This window comes from uncultured Bacteroides sp., from assembly GCF_949298305.1.
Lineage (GTDB): Bacteria > Bacteroidota > Bacteroidia > Bacteroidales > Bacteroidaceae > Bacteroides.
Genome location: NZ_CASFWU010000008.1, coordinates 20,379 through 41,644 on the forward strand (window position 1 = coordinate 20,379; position 21,266 = coordinate 41,644).

General features: G+C 52.0%; 17 protein-coding genes and 1 other RNA gene. 12 read left to right on the plus strand and 6 right to left on the minus strand.

Annotation, left to right across the window (positions count from 1 at the left end; genetic code table 11):
* The first annotated feature begins 3 nt into the window (after positions 1 to 3).
* The 11 genes from Q1Y74_RS01950 to Q1Y74_RS02000 all read left to right on the plus strand — a co-directional run bounded on the left by Q1Y74_RS01950 (position 4) and on the right by Q1Y74_RS02000 (position 11,892).
* On the plus strand, positions 4 to 1,260 hold the full coding sequence (locus Q1Y74_RS01950) for a hemolysin family protein (protein WP_300812026.1): 1,257 nt from the start codon (positions 4 to 6) through the stop codon (positions 1,258 to 1,260).
* A gap of 127 nt (positions 1,261 to 1,387) precedes the next feature.
* A complete protein-coding gene (locus Q1Y74_RS01955) occupies positions 1,388 to 3,526 on the plus strand; it encodes a SurA N-terminal domain-containing protein (RefSeq protein ID WP_300812027.1) in 2,139 nt (712 codons plus the stop codon).
* A gap of 187 nt (positions 3,527 to 3,713) precedes the next feature.
* Entirely contained in the window at positions 3,714 to 4,748 is a 1,035-nt protein-coding gene (gene rlmN / locus Q1Y74_RS01960; protein ID WP_300812028.1) for a 23S rRNA (adenine(2503)-C(2))-methyltransferase RlmN, read from the plus strand.
* 73 nt (positions 4,749 to 4,821) lie between these two features.
* The gene (locus tag Q1Y74_RS01965; protein ID WP_300812029.1) at positions 4,822 to 5,877 is read left to right on the plus strand and encodes a DUF4837 family protein; all 1,056 of its coding nucleotides are present in this window, start codon (positions 4,822 to 4,824) and stop codon (positions 5,875 to 5,877) included.
* Between the two features lie 6 nt (positions 5,878 to 5,883).
* Entirely contained in the window at positions 5,884 to 6,981 is a 1,098-nt protein-coding gene (gene pdxA / locus Q1Y74_RS01970; RefSeq protein ID WP_300812030.1) for a 4-hydroxythreonine-4-phosphate dehydrogenase PdxA, read from the plus strand.
* Positions 6,982 to 6,984: 3 nt separating this feature from the next.
* A complete protein-coding gene (locus tag Q1Y74_RS01975; RefSeq protein WP_300812031.1) occupies positions 6,985 to 8,223 on the plus strand; it encodes a sigma-54 dependent transcriptional regulator in 1,239 nt (412 codons plus the stop codon).
* The gene (locus Q1Y74_RS01980; protein ID WP_300812032.1) at positions 8,210 to 8,737 is read left to right on the plus strand and encodes an LptE family protein; all 528 of its coding nucleotides are present in this window, start codon (positions 8,210 to 8,212) and stop codon (positions 8,735 to 8,737) included. The genes Q1Y74_RS01975 and Q1Y74_RS01980 overlap by 14 nt, the downstream gene beginning before the upstream one ends.
* A gap of 8 nt (positions 8,738 to 8,745) precedes the next feature.
* Entirely contained in the window at positions 8,746 to 9,582 is an 837-nt protein-coding gene (locus Q1Y74_RS01985) for a tetratricopeptide repeat protein (protein ID WP_300812033.1), read from the plus strand.
* A gap of 7 nt (positions 9,583 to 9,589) precedes the next feature.
* Entirely contained in the window at positions 9,590 to 9,976 is a 387-nt protein-coding gene (secG, locus tag Q1Y74_RS01990; RefSeq protein ID WP_300812034.1) for a preprotein translocase subunit SecG, read from the plus strand.
* A 149-nt stretch (positions 9,977 to 10,125) separates the two neighbouring features.
* Complete coding sequence (locus Q1Y74_RS01995) at positions 10,126 to 11,517, plus strand: MFS transporter (protein ID WP_300812035.1); 1,392 nt, start codon at positions 10,126 to 10,128, stop codon at positions 11,515 to 11,517.
* Between the two features lie 24 nt (positions 11,518 to 11,541).
* On the plus strand, positions 11,542 to 11,892 hold the full coding sequence (locus Q1Y74_RS02000) for a PqqD family protein (RefSeq protein ID WP_300812036.1): 351 nt from the start codon (positions 11,542 to 11,544) through the stop codon (positions 11,890 to 11,892).
* A gap of 221 nt (positions 11,893 to 12,113) precedes the next feature.
* On the opposite strand, the gene Q1Y74_RS02005 is transcribed toward Q1Y74_RS02000, so the two are convergent.
* From Q1Y74_RS02005 to Q1Y74_RS02015, 3 genes are all read right to left on the minus strand, one after another.
* On the minus strand, positions 12,114 to 13,175 hold the full coding sequence (locus tag Q1Y74_RS02005) for a DUF4831 family protein (protein WP_300812037.1): 1,062 nt from the start codon (positions 13,173 to 13,175) through the stop codon (positions 12,114 to 12,116).
* A gap of 128 nt (positions 13,176 to 13,303) precedes the next feature.
* Positions 13,304 to 14,413 (minus strand): lactonase family protein, encoded by a 1,110-nt coding sequence (locus Q1Y74_RS02010; protein ID WP_300812038.1) that lies wholly within the window; start codon positions 14,411 to 14,413, stop codon positions 13,304 to 13,306.
* Positions 14,414 to 14,433: 20 nt separating this feature from the next.
* Positions 14,434 to 17,268 carry a beta-glucosidase gene (locus tag Q1Y74_RS02015; protein WP_300812039.1) on the minus strand — a complete coding sequence of 945 codons (2,835 nt, stop codon included), beginning with the start codon at positions 17,266 to 17,268 and terminating at the stop codon, positions 14,434 to 14,436.
* A 289-nt stretch (positions 17,269 to 17,557) separates the two neighbouring features.
* Between Q1Y74_RS02015 and ssrA the strand changes: the two genes are divergently transcribed.
* Positions 17,558 to 17,956: a transfer-messenger RNA gene (ssrA, locus tag Q1Y74_RS02020) on the plus strand.
* Positions 17,957 to 18,080: 124 nt separating this feature from the next.
* On the opposite strand, the gene Q1Y74_RS02025 is transcribed toward ssrA, so the two are convergent.
* The 3 genes from Q1Y74_RS02025 to Q1Y74_RS02035 all read right to left on the minus strand — a co-directional run bounded on the left by Q1Y74_RS02025 (position 18,081) and on the right by Q1Y74_RS02035 (position 21,248).
* A complete protein-coding gene (locus Q1Y74_RS02025; protein WP_300812040.1) occupies positions 18,081 to 18,743 on the minus strand; it encodes a response regulator transcription factor in 663 nt (220 codons plus the stop codon).
* Between the two features lie 74 nt (positions 18,744 to 18,817).
* A complete protein-coding gene (locus Q1Y74_RS02030; protein ID WP_300812041.1) occupies positions 18,818 to 19,264 on the minus strand; it encodes a transcriptional repressor in 447 nt (148 codons plus the stop codon).
* A 37-nt stretch (positions 19,265 to 19,301) separates the two neighbouring features.
* Positions 19,302 to 21,248, minus strand: coding sequence for a heavy metal translocating P-type ATPase (locus tag Q1Y74_RS02035; protein ID WP_300812042.1), 1,947 nt, complete (start codon positions 21,246 to 21,248; stop codon positions 19,302 to 19,304).
* Positions 21,249 to 21,266 lie beyond the last annotated feature (18 nt).

Genomic DNA, 21,266 nt, shown 5'->3' on the forward strand with positions numbered 1-21,266 from the left:
GTTATGGACACAATATTTTATTTGTTAATCACGATGCTTTTCTCCGCCTTCTTTTCGGGGATGGAGATTGCTTTTGTGTCGGTTGACAAACTTCGCTTTGAGATGGATCGTAAGCCCGGGCTTACTTCCACCATCCTTTCTTATTTTTTCCGCAACCCCAATAACTTTATTTCGACCATGCTGGTTGGCAATAATATTGCATTGGTTATTTATGGTATCTTTATGGCCGAAATTATTGAGGACCATTTGTTGGCGGGATTGATAGAGAACGATTTCGTGATGCTGTTGGTTCAGACTGTTATTTCTACTCTCGTCATCCTGTTTACCGGTGAGTTCCTGCCCAAAACGCTGTTTAAGATAGACCCCAATCTGGCCTTGCGTATTTTTGCTGTCCCCTTGTTTGTTTGTTATGTCGTATTGTTTCCTATTTCCAAGTTGGCATCGGGGCTTTCCTATATCTTTTTGCTGCTTTTTGGCGTGAAAGCCACTAAGGAAGCACAGGCAAAGGCTTTCGGAAAAGTTGATTTGGACTATTTTGTCCAATCCAGCATTGAGAATGCTGAAAGTGAGGACGAGCTGGATACTGAAGTGAAGATTTTTCAGAATGCACTCGACTTTTCCAATGTGCGCATTCGTGACTGTATGGTACCCCGTACAGAAGTGGTGGCGGTGGATACGAATACCTCCCTGGATGAGTTGCGTAACCTTTTTGTCGAATCTGGCATTTCCAAAATCATTGTCTACGAAGACAATATTGACAATGTGGTAGGCTATATTCATTCGTCCGAAATGTTCCGTAATCCTGTCGATTGGCGTCGGAACGTAAAAGAGGTGCCTATTGTTCCCGAAACAATGGCTGCCCATAAGTTGATGACCCTTTTTATGCAGCAGAAAAAAACCATTGCTGTAGTGGTCGACGAATTTGGCGGCATGGCGGGCATTGTTTCCTTGGAAGATTTGGTGGAGGAAATTTTCGGTGACATAGAGGACGAACACGACAATACCACCTATGTATGTAAGCAGTTGGGCGAGCATGAATATGTGCTGTCTGGACGTCTGGAGATAGAAAAGGTAAACGAAACTTTTAATCTCGACCTGCCCGAGTCGGATGAGTATATGACAGTGGGAGGTCTGATTCTGGATGCCTACCAAAGCTTCCCAAAGTTGCACGAAGTGGTAACGGTTGGTAAATTCCAGTTCAAAATAATCAAAATAGCGCCGACCAAAATCGAGCTGGTAAGGCTGAAAGTGGTTGAATAAAGCAATTAAGCGTAATTTTTTAGAGAATAAATAGATGCGTATTAGCATTTTTTGTATCTTCGTGCGCTAATTTGAACATAAGACAGAGAATAATAATAAACAAATAAATAAAACTTATTATCTAAAAATGGCAACATTACAAAACATTCGGTCAAAAGGACCATTATTGGTGATTGTTATTGGTGTGGCGCTGTTTGCTTTCATTGCGGGTGACGCATGGAAGGTGCTTCAGCCCCATCAGTCGCAGGACGTAGGTGAAGTGAACGGCGAAACGGTTTCGGCCCAGGATTATCAGGCAATGGTGGAAGAGTATACGGAAGTCGTGAAATTCTCTACTGGCAGAACAGCCTTGAGCGATGATGAAACAAATCGGATTAAGGACGAAGTTTGGCAGAGATATATCAATAACAAGTTGATTGAAAGTGAAGCGGAAAAGTTGGGCCTGACCGTATCAAAGGCTGAAATCCAGTCTATTATTGACGAGGGTACTCACTATATGTTGCAAAGAACTCCGTTCAGCAATCCTCAAACCGGTGCTTTTGATAAGGATATGCTGAAAAAGTTTTTGGTGGATTATTCCAAGTTGAACCGCAATCAGATTCCTGCCCAATATTTGGAGCAGTATGATGCCATGTATCGCTTTTGGTCGTTCTTGGAGAAGTCTCTTGTTCAGACCCGCTTGCAGGAAAAATACACGGCTTTGATAGCCAAGTCTCTTGTTTCTAATCCTGTGGAGGCTGAAGACGCATTCAATGCAAGAGTGGATCAGTCTGATTTGTTGTTGGCAGCCATTCCTTATTCTTCCGTTGTAGATTCTACGATTACTGTAACCGAAGCAGAACTGAAGGAAGCCTACAACAAGAAGAAAGAACAGTTCAGACAATATGTAGAGACTCGTAATGTCCGTTATATCGACGTACAGGTAGTGGCAAGTCAGGAAGACAGGGCTGCCCTCCAGCAGGAAATGGATGAGTACACCCAGCAACTCGCCGGAAACCAGTCGGACTATGCGTCATTTGTCCGTTCTACTGGTTCTGAAGTTCCGTATGTAGATTTGTTTTATACAGCCAATGCTTTGCCTTCTGATGTTGTGGCTCGTCTTGACTCGGTTGCTACTGGCGAGGTCTTTGGTCCTTACTATAACGTGACCGACAATACGCTCAATTCTTTCAAGAAGCTTGCAACTGCCACACTGCCCGATTCTGTTCAATACCGTCAGATTCAGGTCGTGGCCGAAACTCCTGAACGCATAAAGACGTTGGCAGACAGTATTTTCACAGCCATTAAGGGAGGTGCCAATTTTGAAGAGGTGGCTAAGAAATATGGACAGACGGGTGAACCGACCTGGATTTCTTCGGCTAACTACGAAGGTGCACAGCTGGATGGAGATAACTTGAAATATGTAACTGCTGTGACTTCCTTGGGACAAAACGAATTGACTAACTTGGAACTGGGTCAGGCAAATGTTATCTTGCAGGTGACTGACAAGAAGGCTTCGAAGAACAAGTATAAAGTAGCTGTTGTAAAACGTCCTGTTGAGTTCAGCAAGGAAACCTATAACAAGGCTTATAATGACTTCAGCCAGTTTATTGCAGCGAACAATACTTTGGAAAAAATGATGGCCAACGCTGAGGATGCCGGCTATCGTCTCTATCCGAAGGATGATTTATACAGCTCTGAATATGGTATCGGTGGTGTCAAGGGTACAAAGGAAGCTCTGCGTTGGGCTTTCGGCGCCAAGGTGGGCGAAGTATCAGGCCTCTACGAGTGTGGTGAGAGTGACCGTATGATGGTAGTTGGCTTGGCTGGCATTGTTCCCGAAGGCTACCGTCCGCTTGCTTTGGTGAAGGAGCAGCTGAGAGCTGAAATTATCCGTGACAAGAAGGCCGAGAAAATCATGGCCGACATGAAGGCCGCAGGCGCCTCTTCGTTCGACCAGTACAAGGGCTTGGCCAACGCCGTGAGCGACTCTGTGAAGCATGTCACTTTTGCCGCTCCTGCATACGTTTCGGCCTTGCGTACCAGCGAGCCGTTGGTTGGCGCTTATGCATCGATAGCCGAAATGAATCAGCTGAGTGCTCCCATCAAGGGTAACGGCGGTGTGTTTGTGCTCCAGCCTTATGCCAAGGATAAGCTGAACGAGACATTCGATAGCAAGACTGAAGAAACGACACTGGAAAGCATGCATGCGCGTATGGCTGCTCAGTTCATCAACGACTTGTATCTGAATGCCAATGTAAAAGATTCGCGTTACCTGTTCTTCTGATTTGATTGGAATCTGGAATCCAAATAGAAGAGGGCCATCTTCGGGTGTGCCCTCTTTTTCTGTCTTATAGCCCTCCATTTTCCATTTGCTTCGTTGCCTTTATGCAACTTTATTTCTACCTTTGCCGGGTAAAGTAGCTTCTTCTGTGTGTTGAAGTGTTGAGGAAAAGTATAAAATAAGAAAAGGAATGGGTAAACAACCGTTGTTGGGGCTGACGCTTTCCGAGCTGAAGTCTTTGGTGAAAAATATAGGAATGCCGGGCTTTTCGGCAGGACAGATTGCGTCGTGGCTATATGACAAGAAGGTTTCTTCTATTGATGAGATGACCAATCTGTCATTGAAACACAGAATGCTGTTGAAGGATTTGTATGAAGTGGGTGGTGAGCCTCCTGTGGATGCCATGCGCTCGGTGGATGGAACGGTGAAATATCTGTATCGTGTGGGTGAAGGACATTTTGTAGAGGCGGTGTACATTCCGGAGGAAGAGCGTGCCACTTTGTGTGTTTCGTCACAGGTGGGGTGCAAGATGAATTGCAAGTTTTGTATGACGGGCAAGCAGGGCTTTACGGCTAACTTGACGGCTGGACAGATTATCAACCAGATTAATTCCTTACCCGAGCGGGACAAACTGACGAATATTGTGATGATGGGGATGGGCGAGCCTTTGGATAACTTGGATGAGGTCCTGAAGGCTTTGGATATTATGACCTCCGATTACGGTTATGGCTGGAGTCCCAAGCGGATAACTCTCTCTACGGTGGGCTTAAGGAAAGGATTGAAGCGCTTCGTGGAGGAGTCTGATTGTCATTTGGCTGTCAGCCTGCATTCGCCCCTGCCTGTACAGCGTAGAGAACTGATGCCTGCTGAACATGCCTTCTCCATTACTGAAATCGTAGAATTGTTAAGAAACTATGATTTTAGCAAACAGCGCCGACTCTCTTTTGAATATATTGTTTTTAAAGGGGTCAATGATTCACTTCTCTATGCCAGAGAGCTGCTTAAGCTGTTGCGCGGTTTGGATTGCCGGATCAATCTGATTCGTTTCCATGCCATTCCCGGTGTTCCTCTTGAAGGAGCGGACATGGAAACCATGACTGCATTGCGTGATTTCTTGACTTCGCATGGATTGTTCACTACCATACGCGCTTCACGTGGTGAGGATATATTTGCAGCTTGCGGTATGCTTTCTACAGCCAAGCAGGAGGCAATAAACAAGAATTAATATTAATTATTAACTTTAGCGAAGTCTGTATACGTATTCTTCGTAATTTTGGGAGAATTAAATACATAGATATATGAAAAAGCACCTGTTTTATTTGAGCTTGCTGATTGTGGCAATATTCCTTTCATCTTGTGGAAAGGGAAAGAAAAGTGTCTTTACACCGACTTCCATCGGTCGTGCGTATGAAATATTGGTGGTAATAGATCAAGACGTATGGGAACGTCCTGCCGGCCGTGCCCTTTTTGATGTGCTCGATTCGGATGTGCCGGGCCTGCCCCAATCTGAACGGTCGTTTCGCATCATGTACACATCTCCTTCAAACTATGATTCAACGCTGAAGCTTATTCGCAATATTATCATTGCGGAAATCAATAAGGACATGTATACACAGCCCAAGTTCAAGTCTGCACAGAATGTCTATGCGGCGCCTCAGTCTATTTTAACTATCCAGGCTCCTGATGAGGCTACTTTTGCAGAGTTCGTGACGAAGAACAAGCAACTTATCATTGACTATTTTACTCATGCTGAGATGAACCGTCAAATAAGCGTGTTGGAAAACAAACATAGCGACTACGTAGCCACGAAAGTGAAGAGCATGTTTGATTGTGACGTATGGGTACCCGGTGAACTGACTTCCACCAAGCAGGGCGAGGATTTCTTCTGGGCTGGTACCAATGCCGCTACTGGCGACCAGAACTTCCTCATCTATTCTTATCCTTATACGGATAAGGATACGTTTACCAAAGAATATTTCGTTCATAAACGTGATTCCGTACTGAAGGTAAACATTCCCGGAGCACGTGAAGGTATGTATATGATGACCGATTCTTTGATGACCGATGTGCGTCCTATCAGTGTGCAAGGCGAATATGCGCTTGAGGCCCGTGGCCTGTGGCGTGTGAAGGGCGATTTTATGGGTGGCCCGTTTGTTTCCCATGTACGTCTCGACCGTACCAATCAGCGTATTATCGTATCGGAGATTTTCATCTACTCGCCAGATAAGTTGAAACGCAATCTGGTGCGTCAAATGGAGGCGTCGCTTTATACCTTGAAACTTCCCAGCAGCCGTCAGGTGGAAGTGACCATACCTACCATTGTAATCAATACAGATTCTACTAATAACAAATAAATAAGAATGGAAGACAATAAGATAAGAATAGGCATTACGCAAGGAGACATTAACGGGGTTGGCTATGAAGTCATTCTCAAGACGTTTTCAGATCCCATGATGTTGGAGTTGTGTACTCCTGTCATCTACGGTTCGCCTAAAGTTGCCGCCTATCACCGCAAGGCATTGGATTTGCCTGCCAATTTCAGTATCATCAATTCTGCCTCAGAAGCGGCTCCCAATCGTCTGAGTGTGGTAAATTGTACGGATGATGAAGTGAAGGTGGAATTTTCTAAACCGGATCCTGAAGCAGGAAAAGCCGCTCTAGGCGCTTTGGAAAAGGCCATCGAGGAATATAAAGAGGGTCTGATAGATGTCATAGTAACTGCTCCTATAAACAAGCATACCATTCAATCGGAGGAATTTTCCTTTCCCGGCCATACGGAGTATATCGAACGTAAGTTGGGTGGGGGAGCCAAGTCTCTTATGATTCTGTTGAAAGACGATTTCCGTGTAGCTTTGGTTACTGGACATATCCCTGTCAGCCGCATCGCCTCTACCATAACCAAGGAACTGATAGAGGAAAAATTGCTCATATTCGACCGCTCTTTGAAGCAGGACTTCGGCATCGATGCTCCGCGCATTGCTGTATTGTCCTTGAATCCTCATGCCGGTGATGAAGGCCTTTTGGGTTCCGAAGAACAGGATATCATTATCCCTGCTATTCAGGAAATGAACGCCAAGGGAATATTCTGTTTCGGGCCTTATCCTGCCGATGGCTTTATGGGTTCGGGCAATTTCACTCGTTTCGATGGAGTGCTTGCCATGTATCACGACCAGGGCCTGGCTCCTTTCAAGGCATTGGCTATGGACGAAGGTGTTAATTTTACAGCAGGACTTCCTGTGGTACGCACTTCACCTGCCCACGGAACCGCTTATGATATTGCCGGTAAGGGAGAGGCTTCGGAAGACTCTTTCCGTCAGGCTGTCTATGTGGCGATTGATGTATTCCGCAACCGCATGCGTGAAAAGGCTGCACATGCTAATCCCCTGAGGAAGCAGTATTATGAGAAACGGGATGATAGTGACAAGTTGAAACTCGATAGCGAAGAAGAGAACCTGTAAACTATGACGAAGGCGGAAATACAGCAAGTAAAGTTACGTTTCGGCATCATTGGCAACAATGAGGGATTGACGCGGGCCATTGACATAGCCATTCAGGTGGCACCTACCGATTTGTCTGTTTTGATAACCGGGGAAAGCGGTGTGGGAAAGGAAAGCTTTCCGCAGATTATTCATCAGTACAGCAAGCGTAAGCACGGTCAGTACATTGCAGTGAATTGTGGTGCCATTCCTGAAGGTACCATTGATTCGGAGCTTTTCGGACACGAAAAGGGGGCCTTCACGGGTGCCATCAGCGAGCGGAAAGGTTATTTTGGCGAAGCCGATGGTGGTACTATTTTTCTGGACGAGGTGGGCGAATTGCCTTTGCCTACTCAGGCCCGTTTGCTCCGTGTACTTGAAACGGGTGAGTTCATAAAGGTGGGTTCTTCCAAGGTGGAGAAAACAAATGTACGCATAGTGGCGGCCACCAATGTGAACTTGGCGCAAGCCATCACTGACGGGCGTTTCCGCGAAGATTTGTATTATCGGTTGAATACAGTTCCCATACAGGTTCCTCCTTTGCGTGAGCGTGGTGAAGATGTGGTGCTGTTGTTCAGGAAATTTGCTTCAGATTTTGCCGAGAAGTATCGCATGCCAGCTATCCAACTGACGGAAGATGCCAAGCAGGTACTCCTTTCTTATGCCTGGCCGGGAAATGTCCGTCAGTTGAAGAATATTACGGAACAGATATCCATCATCGAGACCAACCGTGAGATTGATGCCTCGATTCTGAAAACCTATCTGCCCGCTCAGAACAATACGCAGCGGTTGCCAGCCCTGTTTGGTGTAAAAGACAACAAAGGATTTGAGAGTGAACGTGAAATTCTTTATCAGGTGCTTTTTGACATGCGTCAGGACGTGACGGAGCTGAAGAAGCTGGTGCATGAAATCATGACGGAGCGGGGAACAGCCTCGGCTGCCCAATCGGCCTACTATACTCCTGCATCGCCTATTGTTACCCCTGTGTCCCAAGTGGTTCCTACTATTATACATCCTGCCATCAAGTCTTCCACGCCGGTGGAAGACGATATACAGGATACCGAAGAGTATGTGGAAGAGTCGCTGGCATTGGACGATGTGGAAAAGGATATGATACGCAAGGCGCTTGAAAAACATCACGGCAAACGCAAGGCTGCTGCCCGGGATTTGAACATTTCGGAGCGCACATTATACAGAAAGATAAAAGAATATGGATTGGATTAAGAAAATCACGAAGATTGCCGCCCTGCTCGTGCTGGGTGTGGTGGTGAATTCCTGTTCGGTTACGTTGGGGCTGGCACCTATCAGCTCCATTGACTATAACAAGGTGAAAACCATTTCGATAGCCGATTTCGAGAACCATGCCGAATATGTCTATGCTCCTTTGGCTGTAGAGTTCAACCAGAAGCTGAGAGATATGTTCATCCAGCAGACCCGTCTGCAGATGGTCGACTCGGGGGGCGATTTGGAAATCAGCGGTGAAATTGTGGGCTACAACCAGTACAACGAGGCCGTGGATGCCAGCGGATACTCTTCCAAGGTGAAGCTGACCCTGACGGTCAAGGTGACCTATGTCAACAATACCGACCATAAGGATGACTTTACCGACCAGCAGTTCTCCGCTTTCCAGACATACGACTCTTCCCAGTTGTTGACCGCTGTGCAGGACGGACTGATTACCGTCATGGTAAAGGACATTGCCGAACAGATATTCAACTCAACCGTAGCTAACTGGTAAATAGAGGGATGACATCGGTACAATTGCATCAGTGGATTGAGCATCCTGAGTCTCTCAATCAGGAAAGTCTGTACGAGCTGCGTTTGATGGTGGCCCGTTATCCCTATTTTCAGTCGCTCCGCCTGCTGTATCTGAAGAATCTGTATCTTTTGCACGATTCAACTTTTGGGGCAGAACTCCGGAAATCCGTGTTGTATGTGGCAGATCCTCGAGTGCTGTTTTATCTTATTGAGGGCGAACGCTATGCCTTGCGCCCCCATCCGTCTTCGGCTGCCTGTGGAGAAGGTGCGGATGAAAAACCGGGTATGGACCGCACTCTTTTTCTGATAGATTCTTTCCTGTCGAAAATGCCCGATGAATCATCTGCGTCGGTAGCTTTGGACTATTCCATGGATTATACAGCCTACTTGTTGAAGGAAGACGACGACGGCGGGAAGGAAGCGGCAGAGGTTCCGAAATTGCGAGGGCATGAACTGATAGACGACTTCCTGAGTAAGGAAGAGACGCCTACTGCCGCCGAAGCCCAGACTATTTTGCCTGCTGCTGAAGGGGAGACCTCTCTGCCGCCGGCTGACAGCGTTGAACATCCGGCCGAAACGTCCGCAGAAGTCGTGGAGGAAACGGAAGAAGAAGAGGGCGCAAACGAGGAAGCTCTTGTTGCGGGCGACTTGGATGACAGCTATTTTACAGAGACTTTGGCTAAAATCTATGTCAAACAGCACCGATATGACAAAGCTCTTGAAATTATTAAAAAATTAAGTTTGAATTATCCAAAAAAAAATGCTTACTTTGCAGACCAAATCAGGTTTTTGGAGAAATTGATTATTAACGCTAAATCAAAATAACAAGAAAATGTACTTATTATTAGTTATCTTAATGTTGATTGCATCTGTGTTGATGTGCTTCATTGTGTTGATTCAAAACTCTAAAGGTGGCGGCTTGGCATCGGGCTTTTCGTCATCCAATCAGATTATGGGCGTTCGCAAGACTACAGACTTTCTGGAGAAAACAACTTGGACTTTGGCGGCTGTAATGGTTGTATTCAGCATCGCTACGGCTTATACGCTCCCTTCTGCTACGCAGAAAGAAGGTGATGTGATTCTGGAGCAAGCTCAGCAGGAAGAAAAGACCAATCCGTATAACATGCCGGTAGGTACTACAGCTCCGCAGACTGAGACACCCTCCGAGGATACTCCTGCAACAACAGCTCCTGCAGCCGAACAACCTGCAGCTGAATAAGTTCCGAATTTGCGGAAGGATTCCGCTTTTTCATATAATAAGGTAGGCCGGCATCGAAAAGGTGTCGGCCTTTTCTTTTTCGGGCGGGATTTTCTTGCTTCTGCCCCCGCTTGTAGACACTGATTATGAATCTAATCCGAATAAATGTAATGACAGAACAACTCAAATTGAAATTGAATGATTCCAAGGCAACCCGATGGGGGGCGTTGGTGATTGTGGCCTTCACGATGATGGCGGCCTATTATGTGAACGATGTAGTAGCTCCATTGAAGACCATGCTGGAGACCGACCTTGCCTGGACAAGTTCCGATTTCGGGTTCTTCACAGGGGGCTACAGTTTCTTGAACGTCTTTTTCCTGATGCTTATCTGGGGCGGACTGATTCTGGACCGCTTTGGCATCCGTTTTACAGGCAAGTTGGCCACTATCCTCATGGTGGGCGGTACGGCGTTGGAGTACTATGCTATGACGGGATTGGCCGGAGCCGATGCCACACTCTTCGGGTACAACGAAATTCTGGGTTATAAGACGGGTGTATTTGTTGCCTTTGTGGGTTACTCCATTTTCGGTGTCGGGGCCGAAGTGGCGGGTATCACTGTTTCCAAGATCATAGCCAAGTGGTTCAAAGGTAAGGAACTGGCCACGGCCATGGGCGTACAGGTCGCTTTGGCCCGCATCGGTTCGCAGGCGGGTTATGCGGTGGCCATTCCACTGGCGCGTGCCTGCGGCATTTCCATGCCGGTGTTGGTCGGTCTTCTTCTGTTGCTGGGTGGCATGGTCGCTTTCTTTGTTTTCTCGGTGATGGACAAGAAACTCGACCGTCAGTTGGCTGATGCAGCCGTAGACGAAGGTGCTGAGGGAGAAGAGGAGAAGTTCTCTTTCAAGGATGTGAAGAACATTCTGGTCAATCCCGGTTTCTGGCTGATAGCCTTGCTTTGCGTGCTGTTCTATTCTTGTGTATTCCCCTTCCAGAAGTTCGCTTCCGAGTTGATGATTCTGAAGTATGGCATCAACGAGAATGTGGCGGGTACCTTTGCCGGCCTGCCTGCTTTGGGCGCGCTGATTCTGACGCCTATTTTTGGCGGTTTCATTGACAAGCGTGGGCGCTCAGCTTCCATCATGCTGTTCGGTTCGGCCATGCTGATAGGCGTACACTTCATCTATGCCTTGCCCAGTGTCCATTATTGGCTGGTAGCCATTGTGCTGATGATTATTTTGGGCATTGCCTTTTCGCTGGTTCCTTCGGCCATGTGGCCGGCAGTGGCCAAGATATTCCCTGTCAGTCAGCTGGGAACGGCTTATGCCTTGATATTCTTTATCCAGAACATTGGTTTGTGGGGTATCCCGACCCTGATAGGAGTGGTGCTCGATGCCTATTGCGTCACGGGCAAGAACCCCGACGGAACGAATATCTACGACTATACTTTGCCCATGTGCATCTTTACGGGTATCGCCTGCTTGTCCCTGCTGGTGGCTTTCCTGCTGAAGAAGGCGGACAAGAAGTACGGCTACAAGCTGGAAGAACCCAATATTCAGGAGTAAACGGCAGGAAGAGGAGAAGGCTTTATGGCGGGTGCTGAAGGAAAAATCAATCTGCTGGATGCCGTGCCCATACGCGGCGCACACATCACCACCATGTGGGAGGGGGAGTGCGCCGTGCTTTCCTATCCACGGTTCAAGTCTGACTGGATACGCCGCTTCCTGTTGCCTAAATCTTTCCCGAAGGATATTCGCGTGACGCTTGAGGAGCATGGTACTGCCGTGTGGTCGCTGATAGACGGCAGACGGACGGTGGGAGAGATTGTCGGCCTTCTGGCCGAACACTTCCGGAACGAGGAGAACTACGGGCATCGTGTCACTGCCTATATCCTCCGTCTGCAGAAAGACGGGTTCGTACGGCTGATGGTCAGGCGGTAAACGGAAGGTGTTCAACATCATAACAAATGGCGTGTAGAATGCAGCCTCAAGGCTCATTGTACACGCCATTTCCTTTATGGGCAGATTGGAATTGCTTGCTTGCATGGCTCGCGGACGACGCTTGCACGGTCTGCGGACAATGCTTGCATGGTCTGCGGACAATGTTTGCATGGTCTGCGGACAATGCTTGCACGGTCTGTCCGGGGGGCGAGGGCTTTCGTTTATTCGCCTCTGTCCACCTTCAGCAGGCCGCCGGTGGCGGTGTCGAACAAGACTTTGGTGGTCGATGTCTTGTTGAAAAGTACGGGAGCCAGGTATTCTGTGCTTCCGAACTGGCTGACGGGCACTTCGCCGTCGAACAGTTTCTGCTGGTTGTAGCTGACTGTCACCCGTGCTCGTCCGGGGACGTTATAGGCTACTCCTTCTATCTTCTTTCCGTCTTCTTCCGATGGCGGTAGGTTGACGGTCTTCAAGTCGCTGATGCTGATGTAGGCCGGTTCGCCGGACAGGTCGTTGTTGTCCACAATTCCCAGTCTCTTCGAGAAGCGGAAGGCCACTTCGTTTTTCATCTCTTTGGGTGTGATGTGGATTTTGAACGTTTGTGGTTCTTTGACGGTACGTCCGGAAAACATTTCGTACATGGCATTCTCCTGCATGGTCAGGTTGTCCAGCATGATTTTCAGCTGGGCGCCGTCAGTGGGCATGTTGTCTGCCTCGCCGCGCAGCAGGACGTTTTTGCTTTCGCGGATGTTGTAAATCTCCTTGGCCACCAGTTCCGCCATCTTGGCAGATGAACCGGCCATCAGGATTTCTTCGGTCAGGAACGTCCTCGGATCGGGCAGCGGTTGTGACTCCGGCTCTTTGGCCGTTTCCGGTCGGGCGGCTTCCTCGCCGCTATACGGCATGTTGATGGAGCGTACAATGCCGTCCCGGGTAAGTTCCATCAGGGGGGCTACTGTTTTGTCTTTCAGTTTGACGAAATAAACTTTCTCTTTGTCTGGCACACCGATTACGGATGTTTCCACCTTGTCCAGTGTCCAATACACCCTCGGTTCGGGCAGCAGGTTGCTCAGGCGCAGGTAGCGTTCGGCATATTTGTTGAATTCGCCCGGCGTGTAGGTGTGTTTGGTCACTTCCACGGTCAGTTCTATTTCGGTCTTGGGTAGAATATATGTCACTCCATAGTCCTTGCCACGCATGATGCCTACCGTCACCTCCGTCTGTGCGTAAGTGCCGGCTGCCGTCAGCAGGAGGGCGGCTATTGGTAATATTCTTTTTTTCATAATGACTGTTTATTTTCGGTTGTTCATTAACTGTTCTTTGTCTTCAGGTTTCTTCCGTTCACGGCCAGTTCATATTTGCAAACAAAGTTAATGAAGTTCTTGGTTGGCAAGAACTTCATTTAGAAAGATTAACGGACAAACTGGATGCACGAGGGCATGCTGACGGCTATGTCCTGTCGGGTGTCTGTCAGCAGTCCGCTGACTTCGTCGCGCGCGTACACCTGTATGACGTGGCTGTCGCGGCAGGCCACCAGTACGTATTTGCCGTTGGGTGTGATGTTGAAATTGCGCGGATGGATGCCGGTCAGTTGGTAGCCCACTTTGGCCAGGGTTCCGTCTTGGGCATTGACGGCAAAGATGGCGATGCCGTCCTCCTTCAGCCGGTTGCTGGCGTAGAGGTATTTCCCGTCGGGGCTGAGGTGGATGTCGGCGCTTCCTTGGGCTGCGGTGGTGTCGGCCGTGATGGTCTGTATCTGTTTCAGACATCCGTCCCGGTAGCTGAAGGCTGTTACCTTGCCGGATATTTCGCTGATGAGGTAGGCGTATTTCCCGTCAGGGCTGAAGGTCAGATGGCGGGGACCCGAGCCGGCCTCGATATCTGTCGTTTCGGCCGAGCGGTGGGGAACGATGTCTTTGGGATGGAGCACGAAGCGCAGGATGCGGTCGGCGCTGAAGTCGGTGGCAAAGATGTATTTGCCGTCCGGCGAGAAGAGGGCGCAGTGTATGTGCGGCGTGCTTTGCCGTTCGGCGTCGGGGCCTGTGGCGCTGCCTTCAAACAGGGTGTCCACCGGTTCCACCGAGCCGTCTGCGCGCAGGGGGAAGACCGACATGCTGCCGCCCGTATAGTTGGCCGTCAGCACTTCCTTGCCGTTGGTGGCCACGTAACACGGGTCGGCGCCGAAGGTCTGCTGCTTGTTCAGCAGCTTCAGGCTTCCGGTCTCTTTATTGAGGGCAAAGGCGTAGACGTTGGACGCGCTGCGGTTCAGTTCGCTGACGGCGTAGACAAACTTGCCGTCTTCCGAGGGCGTGAGATACGAGGGGTTGGGCAGCTCGAACGAGTCGAGCAGAGTTGCCCGTCCCGTTTCCTGGTTGAAGCGGAAGGTGTAGATGCCTTTGCTGGTCTGCTGGGTATAGGTGCCCACCAGCATGGTAAGCTCGTCGGCGTTGGTGTTGGTTGCCTTTTTGGGGGCGCAGGCGGTTGCCAGGAGGCCGAGCATGCAGTACAGAAGTTTTTTCATGGCTTGTTCTTTTATGTTTCTTATTTTCCTATTCTGACTTCGGCCACTCCCACTCTGTCATCGTTCAGCAGGATGCGCAGGTCGCTGGCCGTGGTACCCTTGAACGAATAGGTGGTCAGTTTGCCGTATTCGCTGACGGTGCCCGAGTAGACGGTGAGGAATTGTCCGCCTCCGCCCGAAAGCTGTATCTCGAACTCTGCCGGCAGGTTGTTCTCGCGTTTGAAGGCGATGGACACTTGGTTCACCTGGGTACCGTTTTCCAGGGCAAAGGTAATATAATCTCCTTTATTTCCTTGCCAGTAGGTGTCGGTTTTTCCGTCCAGCACGTTGGTCGCGTCTTCCGCATTGGTGCTGGCTGTCACCGGGCTGGCCGTTTTTTCGGCTTCTACCGCCTTGCGCCGTTCTTGGTAGTCTTCCACCTGGAGGATGCCGTTCAGGCGGATGTCTTCGGAGGAAGCTCCGGCCATGATGGCAAAGTCGCCCGGTTCAACCACCCGTCTCATTTCCGCATCCAGCAGTTCGAGGTGTTTGCGGTCCAGTTGGAATGTTACCTTGCGGCTCTCACCCGGTTCGAGGTGGATTCGTTCAAAGCCGGCCAGATTCTTCTCGTAGGTGGTGACGCTGCTCAGCACGTCCCTCGTGTAGAGTTGCACCACTTCGTCGCCCGCACGCTTTCCTGTGTTGGTTACGGTCAGGCTCACGGTGGCGGTTTCGTTCGGAGTGATTGCTTTCGGGGTGATTTCGAGGTCGGAATACTCAAAGGTGGTATAGCTCAGTCCGTACCCGAAGGGGTAGAGTGCTCCGTTCACGCGCGACATGTTGCCGTCCGGTCCCGGGTTCTTGCCGCCGTCTATCTGTGCCGACGGTTTGCTGGGGAAGTTGAAGGGTATCTGCCCTACGCTTTTGGGGAAGGTGACGGTCAGCTTGCCGCCCGGGTTGTAGTCGCCGAAGAGGATGTCGGCCAGTGCCGTTCCGCCTTTGGAGCCCGGATACCAGGCTTCGAGGATGGCGGGCACGAACTTGTCGGCCCAGTTGATGGAGAGGGGGCGTCCGTTGATGAGTATCAGGACGACGGGTTTGCCCGTAGCCTGTACGGCCTGCAGGAGTTGCAGCTGGCGTCCTGGAAGTTCGAGGCTGCTGCGCGACTTGTTTTCGCCGCAGGTGCGCTGTCCGCCGCCCAGCACCACGACGGCCACGTCGGCCCGGCGGGCATTTTCCACGGCCTTGTCTATCTCGGCCTGTTCGTCGGCGGTCAGCGGGTAGTCTATCAGTTCGCTTTCGGGCCAGTTGGCGTCTACCAGTTCGCAGCCTTGGGTGTAGAGCACTTCCGCGCGTCCGTCCACTTTCTGGCGGATGCCTTCGAGCACGGTCGTCACGTCCACGGCCAGGGGGCCGTAGTGGGTCAGTGCATATTTCTCTTCATCGGCATTGGGGCCGCAGACGGCAATGGTCTTGATGCGGTCAATGTCCAGCGGCAGGGTCTGGTTGTCGTTCTTCAGCAGTACGATGCTTTCGCGCGAGGCCTGCAGTGCCACGGCTTCGTTTTCGGGTTTCTCCACTTCCTTGTCGGCTCCGGCCAGGTCGGTCTGGTAGGGCGTGTCAAACAGACCCACAAGGAACTTTACCCGGAGGATGTCCCTCACGCGGTCGTTGATGGTCTCTTCGCTCAGTCCGCCTTCCTTCACCAGTTCGCGCAGGGGGAGGACATACGAGTCCGGCGAGCGGAAGGTGCAGCGCACGTTCAGCCCGGCTTCCACGCTCTGGCGCACGGCTTCCTTCATGTCCTGTGCCGTCCCGTGCTTGGTGTAGAGATACTCTACGGCGTCGCTGTCCGACACGACATAGCCGCGGAATCCCATTTCCTTGCGCAGGCGCGTCATCAGCCAGTAGTAGCTGCCCTGTATGGGGATGCCGTCATAGTCGTTGTACGAGCTCATCACTCCCAGCAGCCCGGCCTCTTGTATGACCCGGCGGAAGGGGTAAACGTGAATGTTCTCCACTTCGCGCGGCGACATCTGCGGGTCTACGCGTGCCATGCCTTCGCGTGCGCCCTTGTTGTTGCTGTATGCCACGAAGTGCTTGCCCGTGGCGGCCACCTGGTAGTTGTGCTGCATGCCCCGTACCATCTCGATGCCCAGTTCGGCCACCAGGTAGGGCGATTCGCCGTAGACTTCCTCGTAGCGTCCCCAGCGCTGGTCGCGTCCCACGTCCAGGATGGGGGCATACACGTTGGTGTAGCCCAGCATGCGTGCCTCGCGTCCGGTAATCTCTCCGACCTGTCGTATCAGTTCGCGGTTCCAGGTGTGGCCCAGTCCCAGTTGGGTGGGGAAGTTGGTGGCGCGGTAGCTCTCCACGCCGCGGATGCCTTCGTTGGTGAAGTCTGCCGGTATGCCGAGCCGGGTCTCTTCCACAAAGAACCGCTGCACCTCGTTCAGGGCCCAGGCGTGCCGCGATGCCGGCCACACGTAGGGATTGTCCGACGGCGGCAGTCCCCATTGCTGGAAGCCGTTGAGGTGTTCGTCGATGGCGCCGATGCCGTCCTTCCACAACATCTGTTTCCATTCGGGGGTGGGCAGGTCGTCTTTCAGCACCCGTTTGTAGCCGTAGAGGGTCACCATCTGGCAGGTCTTTTCCTCCAGTGTCATTTGTTCCAGCAGGTTTTCGATGCGTTCCTCTATGGGAGCGGTGGGGTCTTCGTAAATGTCCTTGACGCCGTTCTTGTTGAAGTCAATCCAGCCTTTGTGGTACATTTCTTTCTTGACGGGTTTGTACACGTCGGGTATGCGGGGTGTTTCCTGTGCGTTGAGCAGGATGCCGCACCCCATCAGCAGGGCGGTCGCAATCTGTTTTCTCATGGTCGTTTTATCTTTAATATAGTTGTAGGCCGCAAGTACAGAACCGGGCAGAGTCGCTCTTTTTGTCTGCATTCTGTGGCCGGCACGTGTTGATTATCTGCAAAGATAGGCCATCAGCCGATAAGATGAGGACAAAACAGTCCATTTTTTGTATCCATTTTCTCTTGATATTTCTTCCAAAAGGGTTCTCCGAAGAAAAAGTTCCGAAAAGATGGTGGCGTGACAAAAAGAATACTTATCTTTGCAGTCCGTCCGGATGGAGTTCCGGGCGGACATCTACAACAATTTTGGGCTTGACTGGATTTGACAGCGGGCAGAAATGGTAGGTAAGCATGCAGTGCGTCGATGATTGGCACTTAAATCTCAGTCTTCAAAATTTTATCTGGCGAAACTAATTACGCTCTCGCTGCTTAATCGAAGTACAGTAGATTGAAGCTTAATCCCGGCACCAGGTGCTGGGACGTGACATCACTCGGAAGCTGTTGCTCCGAAGCATTCCGGTAAAGTGGTGCAGTCAAATCGGGGATAGTCCGTGGCGGCCTCGCGCTGCGGATGAAGTTTTAGAGGATAAGGCGCCGGTTGATGGCTTTGGTTCTGCCGTCGCACGAAAATTTAGGCAAAGATAAGCATGTAGAAAGCTTATGATTTCCTCGTTTGGACGAGGGTTCGATTCCCTCCAGGTCCACAGAGTTGTGAAAACCGCTGATTTTTCAGCGGTTTTTTTGTTATTATAACTGTCTGTGAAAGTGGCTTGCCAAGTGGATGACTTACGGCTTGGCAGGCTGTTGTCCACCCCATCCTCCGCATCGGTTCTATCCGAGCCTGAGGTCCAGGTAACCTTTCTGTAACGCTTTGACAATGAGGTCGGCGGCATTGCGCGCTTCCAGTTTCATCATCAGGTTCTTGCGGTAGGATTCAATGGTGTTTTCCGTCAGGTGCAGCCGGGCCGCTATCTCGACGGTGTTCATTCCGGCGGCAATGTGGCGCAGCACTTCCTGTTCGCGGGGGGTGGGGCGGCTTTTTTTCAGGAGGGCCGGGGTGGTGGCTGCCAGTTGCCGGCGCAGTTTCTCGAAGCGGGGGCAGTAGTAACGCTCTCCTCGTTGCAGGGCCTGTACGGCCTGGCGGATGTGCTCTGTTTCGGACAGTTTCAGGACGATGCTGTCCGGGTTGGCTTTGAGCATCCGGTGGACGGTCCATATTTCTTCTTGTGTGGTACAGACCAGAATGCCTGCCTGTCCGTTGTTTTGTCTGATGGCGGGTATCAGGTCCAGCCCGTCTCCGTCGTCCAGTCCGATGTCCAGCACGAAGAGGTCGTATGGATGGTTGCTCATCTGCCGGAGCAGTTCGCCCGCGCTGGTGGCGGTGTCAATGCTCTGCACTTCGGGCATTTGCTCCAGCAGCCTTCTCATGCCTTCCAGAATGAGGGGGTGGGCGTCTGTGACGAGGATGCGTGAGGGTAGGGGTAGGGTCTGCATATATTCCTGTTGTAATGTTTTCGGGACTGTGAGCCGTTTGGCACACATAAACAAACAGGAGTGCGGTTATGTTCTCAGGTTTCGGGTTTGCCGAGGTGTCCGGCCTTGCGGGCACATTCGGGGCAGAGGCCCTTCAGCACGTAGTTGATGCTGTCCAGTGTGAAGCCGTCGGGCAGTTTGACTACGGGCGTGGGAATGTTGGTGAAGCAGAAAGTCCGGTTGCAGCGCGTGCAGTGGAAGTGGGTGTGCAGGTCGTTGACGCCGCACGAGCAGCTTTCGCTGCATACGGCATACTTGAAGGAGCCCGTCCCGTCGTCGATGCTGTGTATCAGGTGGCGGGAGAGGAACAGGGTGAGCGTGCGGAAGATGGTGGATTTGTCCACCGTGTCCAGCATGTCCTCCAGGTCGGCCAGCGACACGGAGCGTCCGGCCCGTTTCATGGTTCTCAGTATCAGTATCCGTATGGCCGTGGGTTGTATCTCCCTCTTGGCCAGCAGTTCCAGGCATTCTTGTTCGTCCATACTTCTCTTCTTTCGGTCGGTTGGTTTCTACATTCTTTTATCGGATGAGCTTCTGGAGGCGCATGGCGTTGGCTATGGCCAGCAGGGCTACGCCTACGTCGGCAAAGACGGCTTCCCACAGGGTGGCCGTTCCGCACACGCCCAGTGCCAGCACCAGCAGCTTGATGCCCAGCGCCAGCACGATGTTCTGCCGGACGATGTTCCGCGTCTGCCGTCCCGCCTTGATGGCCGTCGCCACCCGCGAGGGGCGGTCGGTCTGTATCACCACGTCGGCCGTCTCGATGGCGGCGTCACTGCCCAGTCCGCCCATGGCGATGCCCACATGGCTTGCGGCCAGCACGGGGGCATCGTTCACTCCGTCGCCCACGAAGGCTATCCTCGCCTTTCCGTCCTGTTTCAGCCTTTCCAGGTGTTTCACCTTGTCCTCGGGCAGCAGGTCGCCGTAGGCATGGTCAATCCCCAGCTCGTCTGCAAAGGTAGTGACAATTCTCTGTTTGTCGCCCGACAGGATGTGGATATTTGGGATGCGGAGCGCTTTCAGTTCCTCGACGGCCTGGCGGGCGTCTGCTTTCAGGACGTCGGACAGGAGCAGGTGGCCGATGTATTTTCCGTCAGCGGCACCTGCCACGATGGTTTGTCCTGCCTCGTGCAGCTCCGGCGGGCAGGCCACTCCGTGTTCGGCCAGCAGGCTCAGGTTGCCGGCCAGTATCTGCCGTCCGCCTACGGTGGCTTCCACGCCGAGGCCCGCCCGCTCGGTGACGTTGCCGGCTGCGGTCAGGGCAATGCCCCGCCCCAGTGCATGGCGCACCACGGCCCGGGCTGCCGGGTGAGTGCTGCCCTGCTCGGCCGAGGCGAGGGCCTGCAACAGCGCTTCTTCCGTCGTGCCTGGGGCAGTGTGGCAGGAGCGCACTTCAAAGCTGCCTTCGGTCAGGGTACCTGTCTTGTCGAACACCACCGTATTGATTTCCGTCACGGCATCCAGGTAGTTGCCCCCTTTGAACAGAATGCCCAGCCGCGAGGCGGCCCCGATGCCGCCGAAGTAGCTTAACGGGATGCTGACTACCAGTGCGCAGGGGCAGGAGATGACCAGAAACACCAGGGCGCGGTAGAGCCAGTCGCTGAATGCAAACGTGAAGTCCGTATCAACCAGCGACCACAGTCCGGGCAGCAGCACCACGAGCAGGGCCGCGCCGGTGACGATGGGGGTGTAGATGCGGGCAAAGCGGCGTATGAACAGCTCGGCGGGCGCCTTCCGCTCGCTGGCTTCCTGAACCAGTTTCAGGATGCGCGACAGGCTGCTTTCGCCGAAGGGGCGGGTCACCTCGATGCGCACCGCCCTGTCTGTGGCTATCATGCCCGCCAGCACCTCCTCGCCTTGGCAGAGGGTGCGCGGCACGCTTTCGCCCGTCAGGGCGGCAGTGTCGAAGGCGGCTCGTTCGTCCGCCATCCGTCCGTCCAGCGGCACCCGTTCGCCGGGCTTCACTTCTATCATTTCTCCCGGTTTCACCTCTTGGGGTGGCAGGCAGATGTGCTGCCCGTCCCTCAGCACGACGGCTTTGTCCGGATGTTGGGCCAGCAGGACGCTGATGCTGCGCCGGGCCTTGTCCACGGCCTTCTCCTGAAAAGCCTCGCCCAGCGAGTAGAACAGCATGACCGCCACCGCCTCGGGATATTCGCCGATGCCGAAGGCGCCGAATGTGGCAACGGACATCAGCGTGAATTCGCTGAAGGGGCTGCCTTGCCGGATGCTCTCCCAGGCCTCTTTCAGTACGGGCAGCCCCACGGGCAGGTAGGCCGCCAGATACCAGCCGAAGGCCACTTCCTGGGATTGGAAGAAGGACGCCTCCAGGCTGTCCAGCACGATGCCTGCTGCCAGCATCAGGGCCGAAAGCAACATGCCGCCATAGGTTTTCAGAAAACTGGGTTCTTTCCGCTGTTCTTCGGGATGCCGATGTCCGTGTGTACAACCACAATTGCAACTCATGTTCGTCTGTCTTTTTTA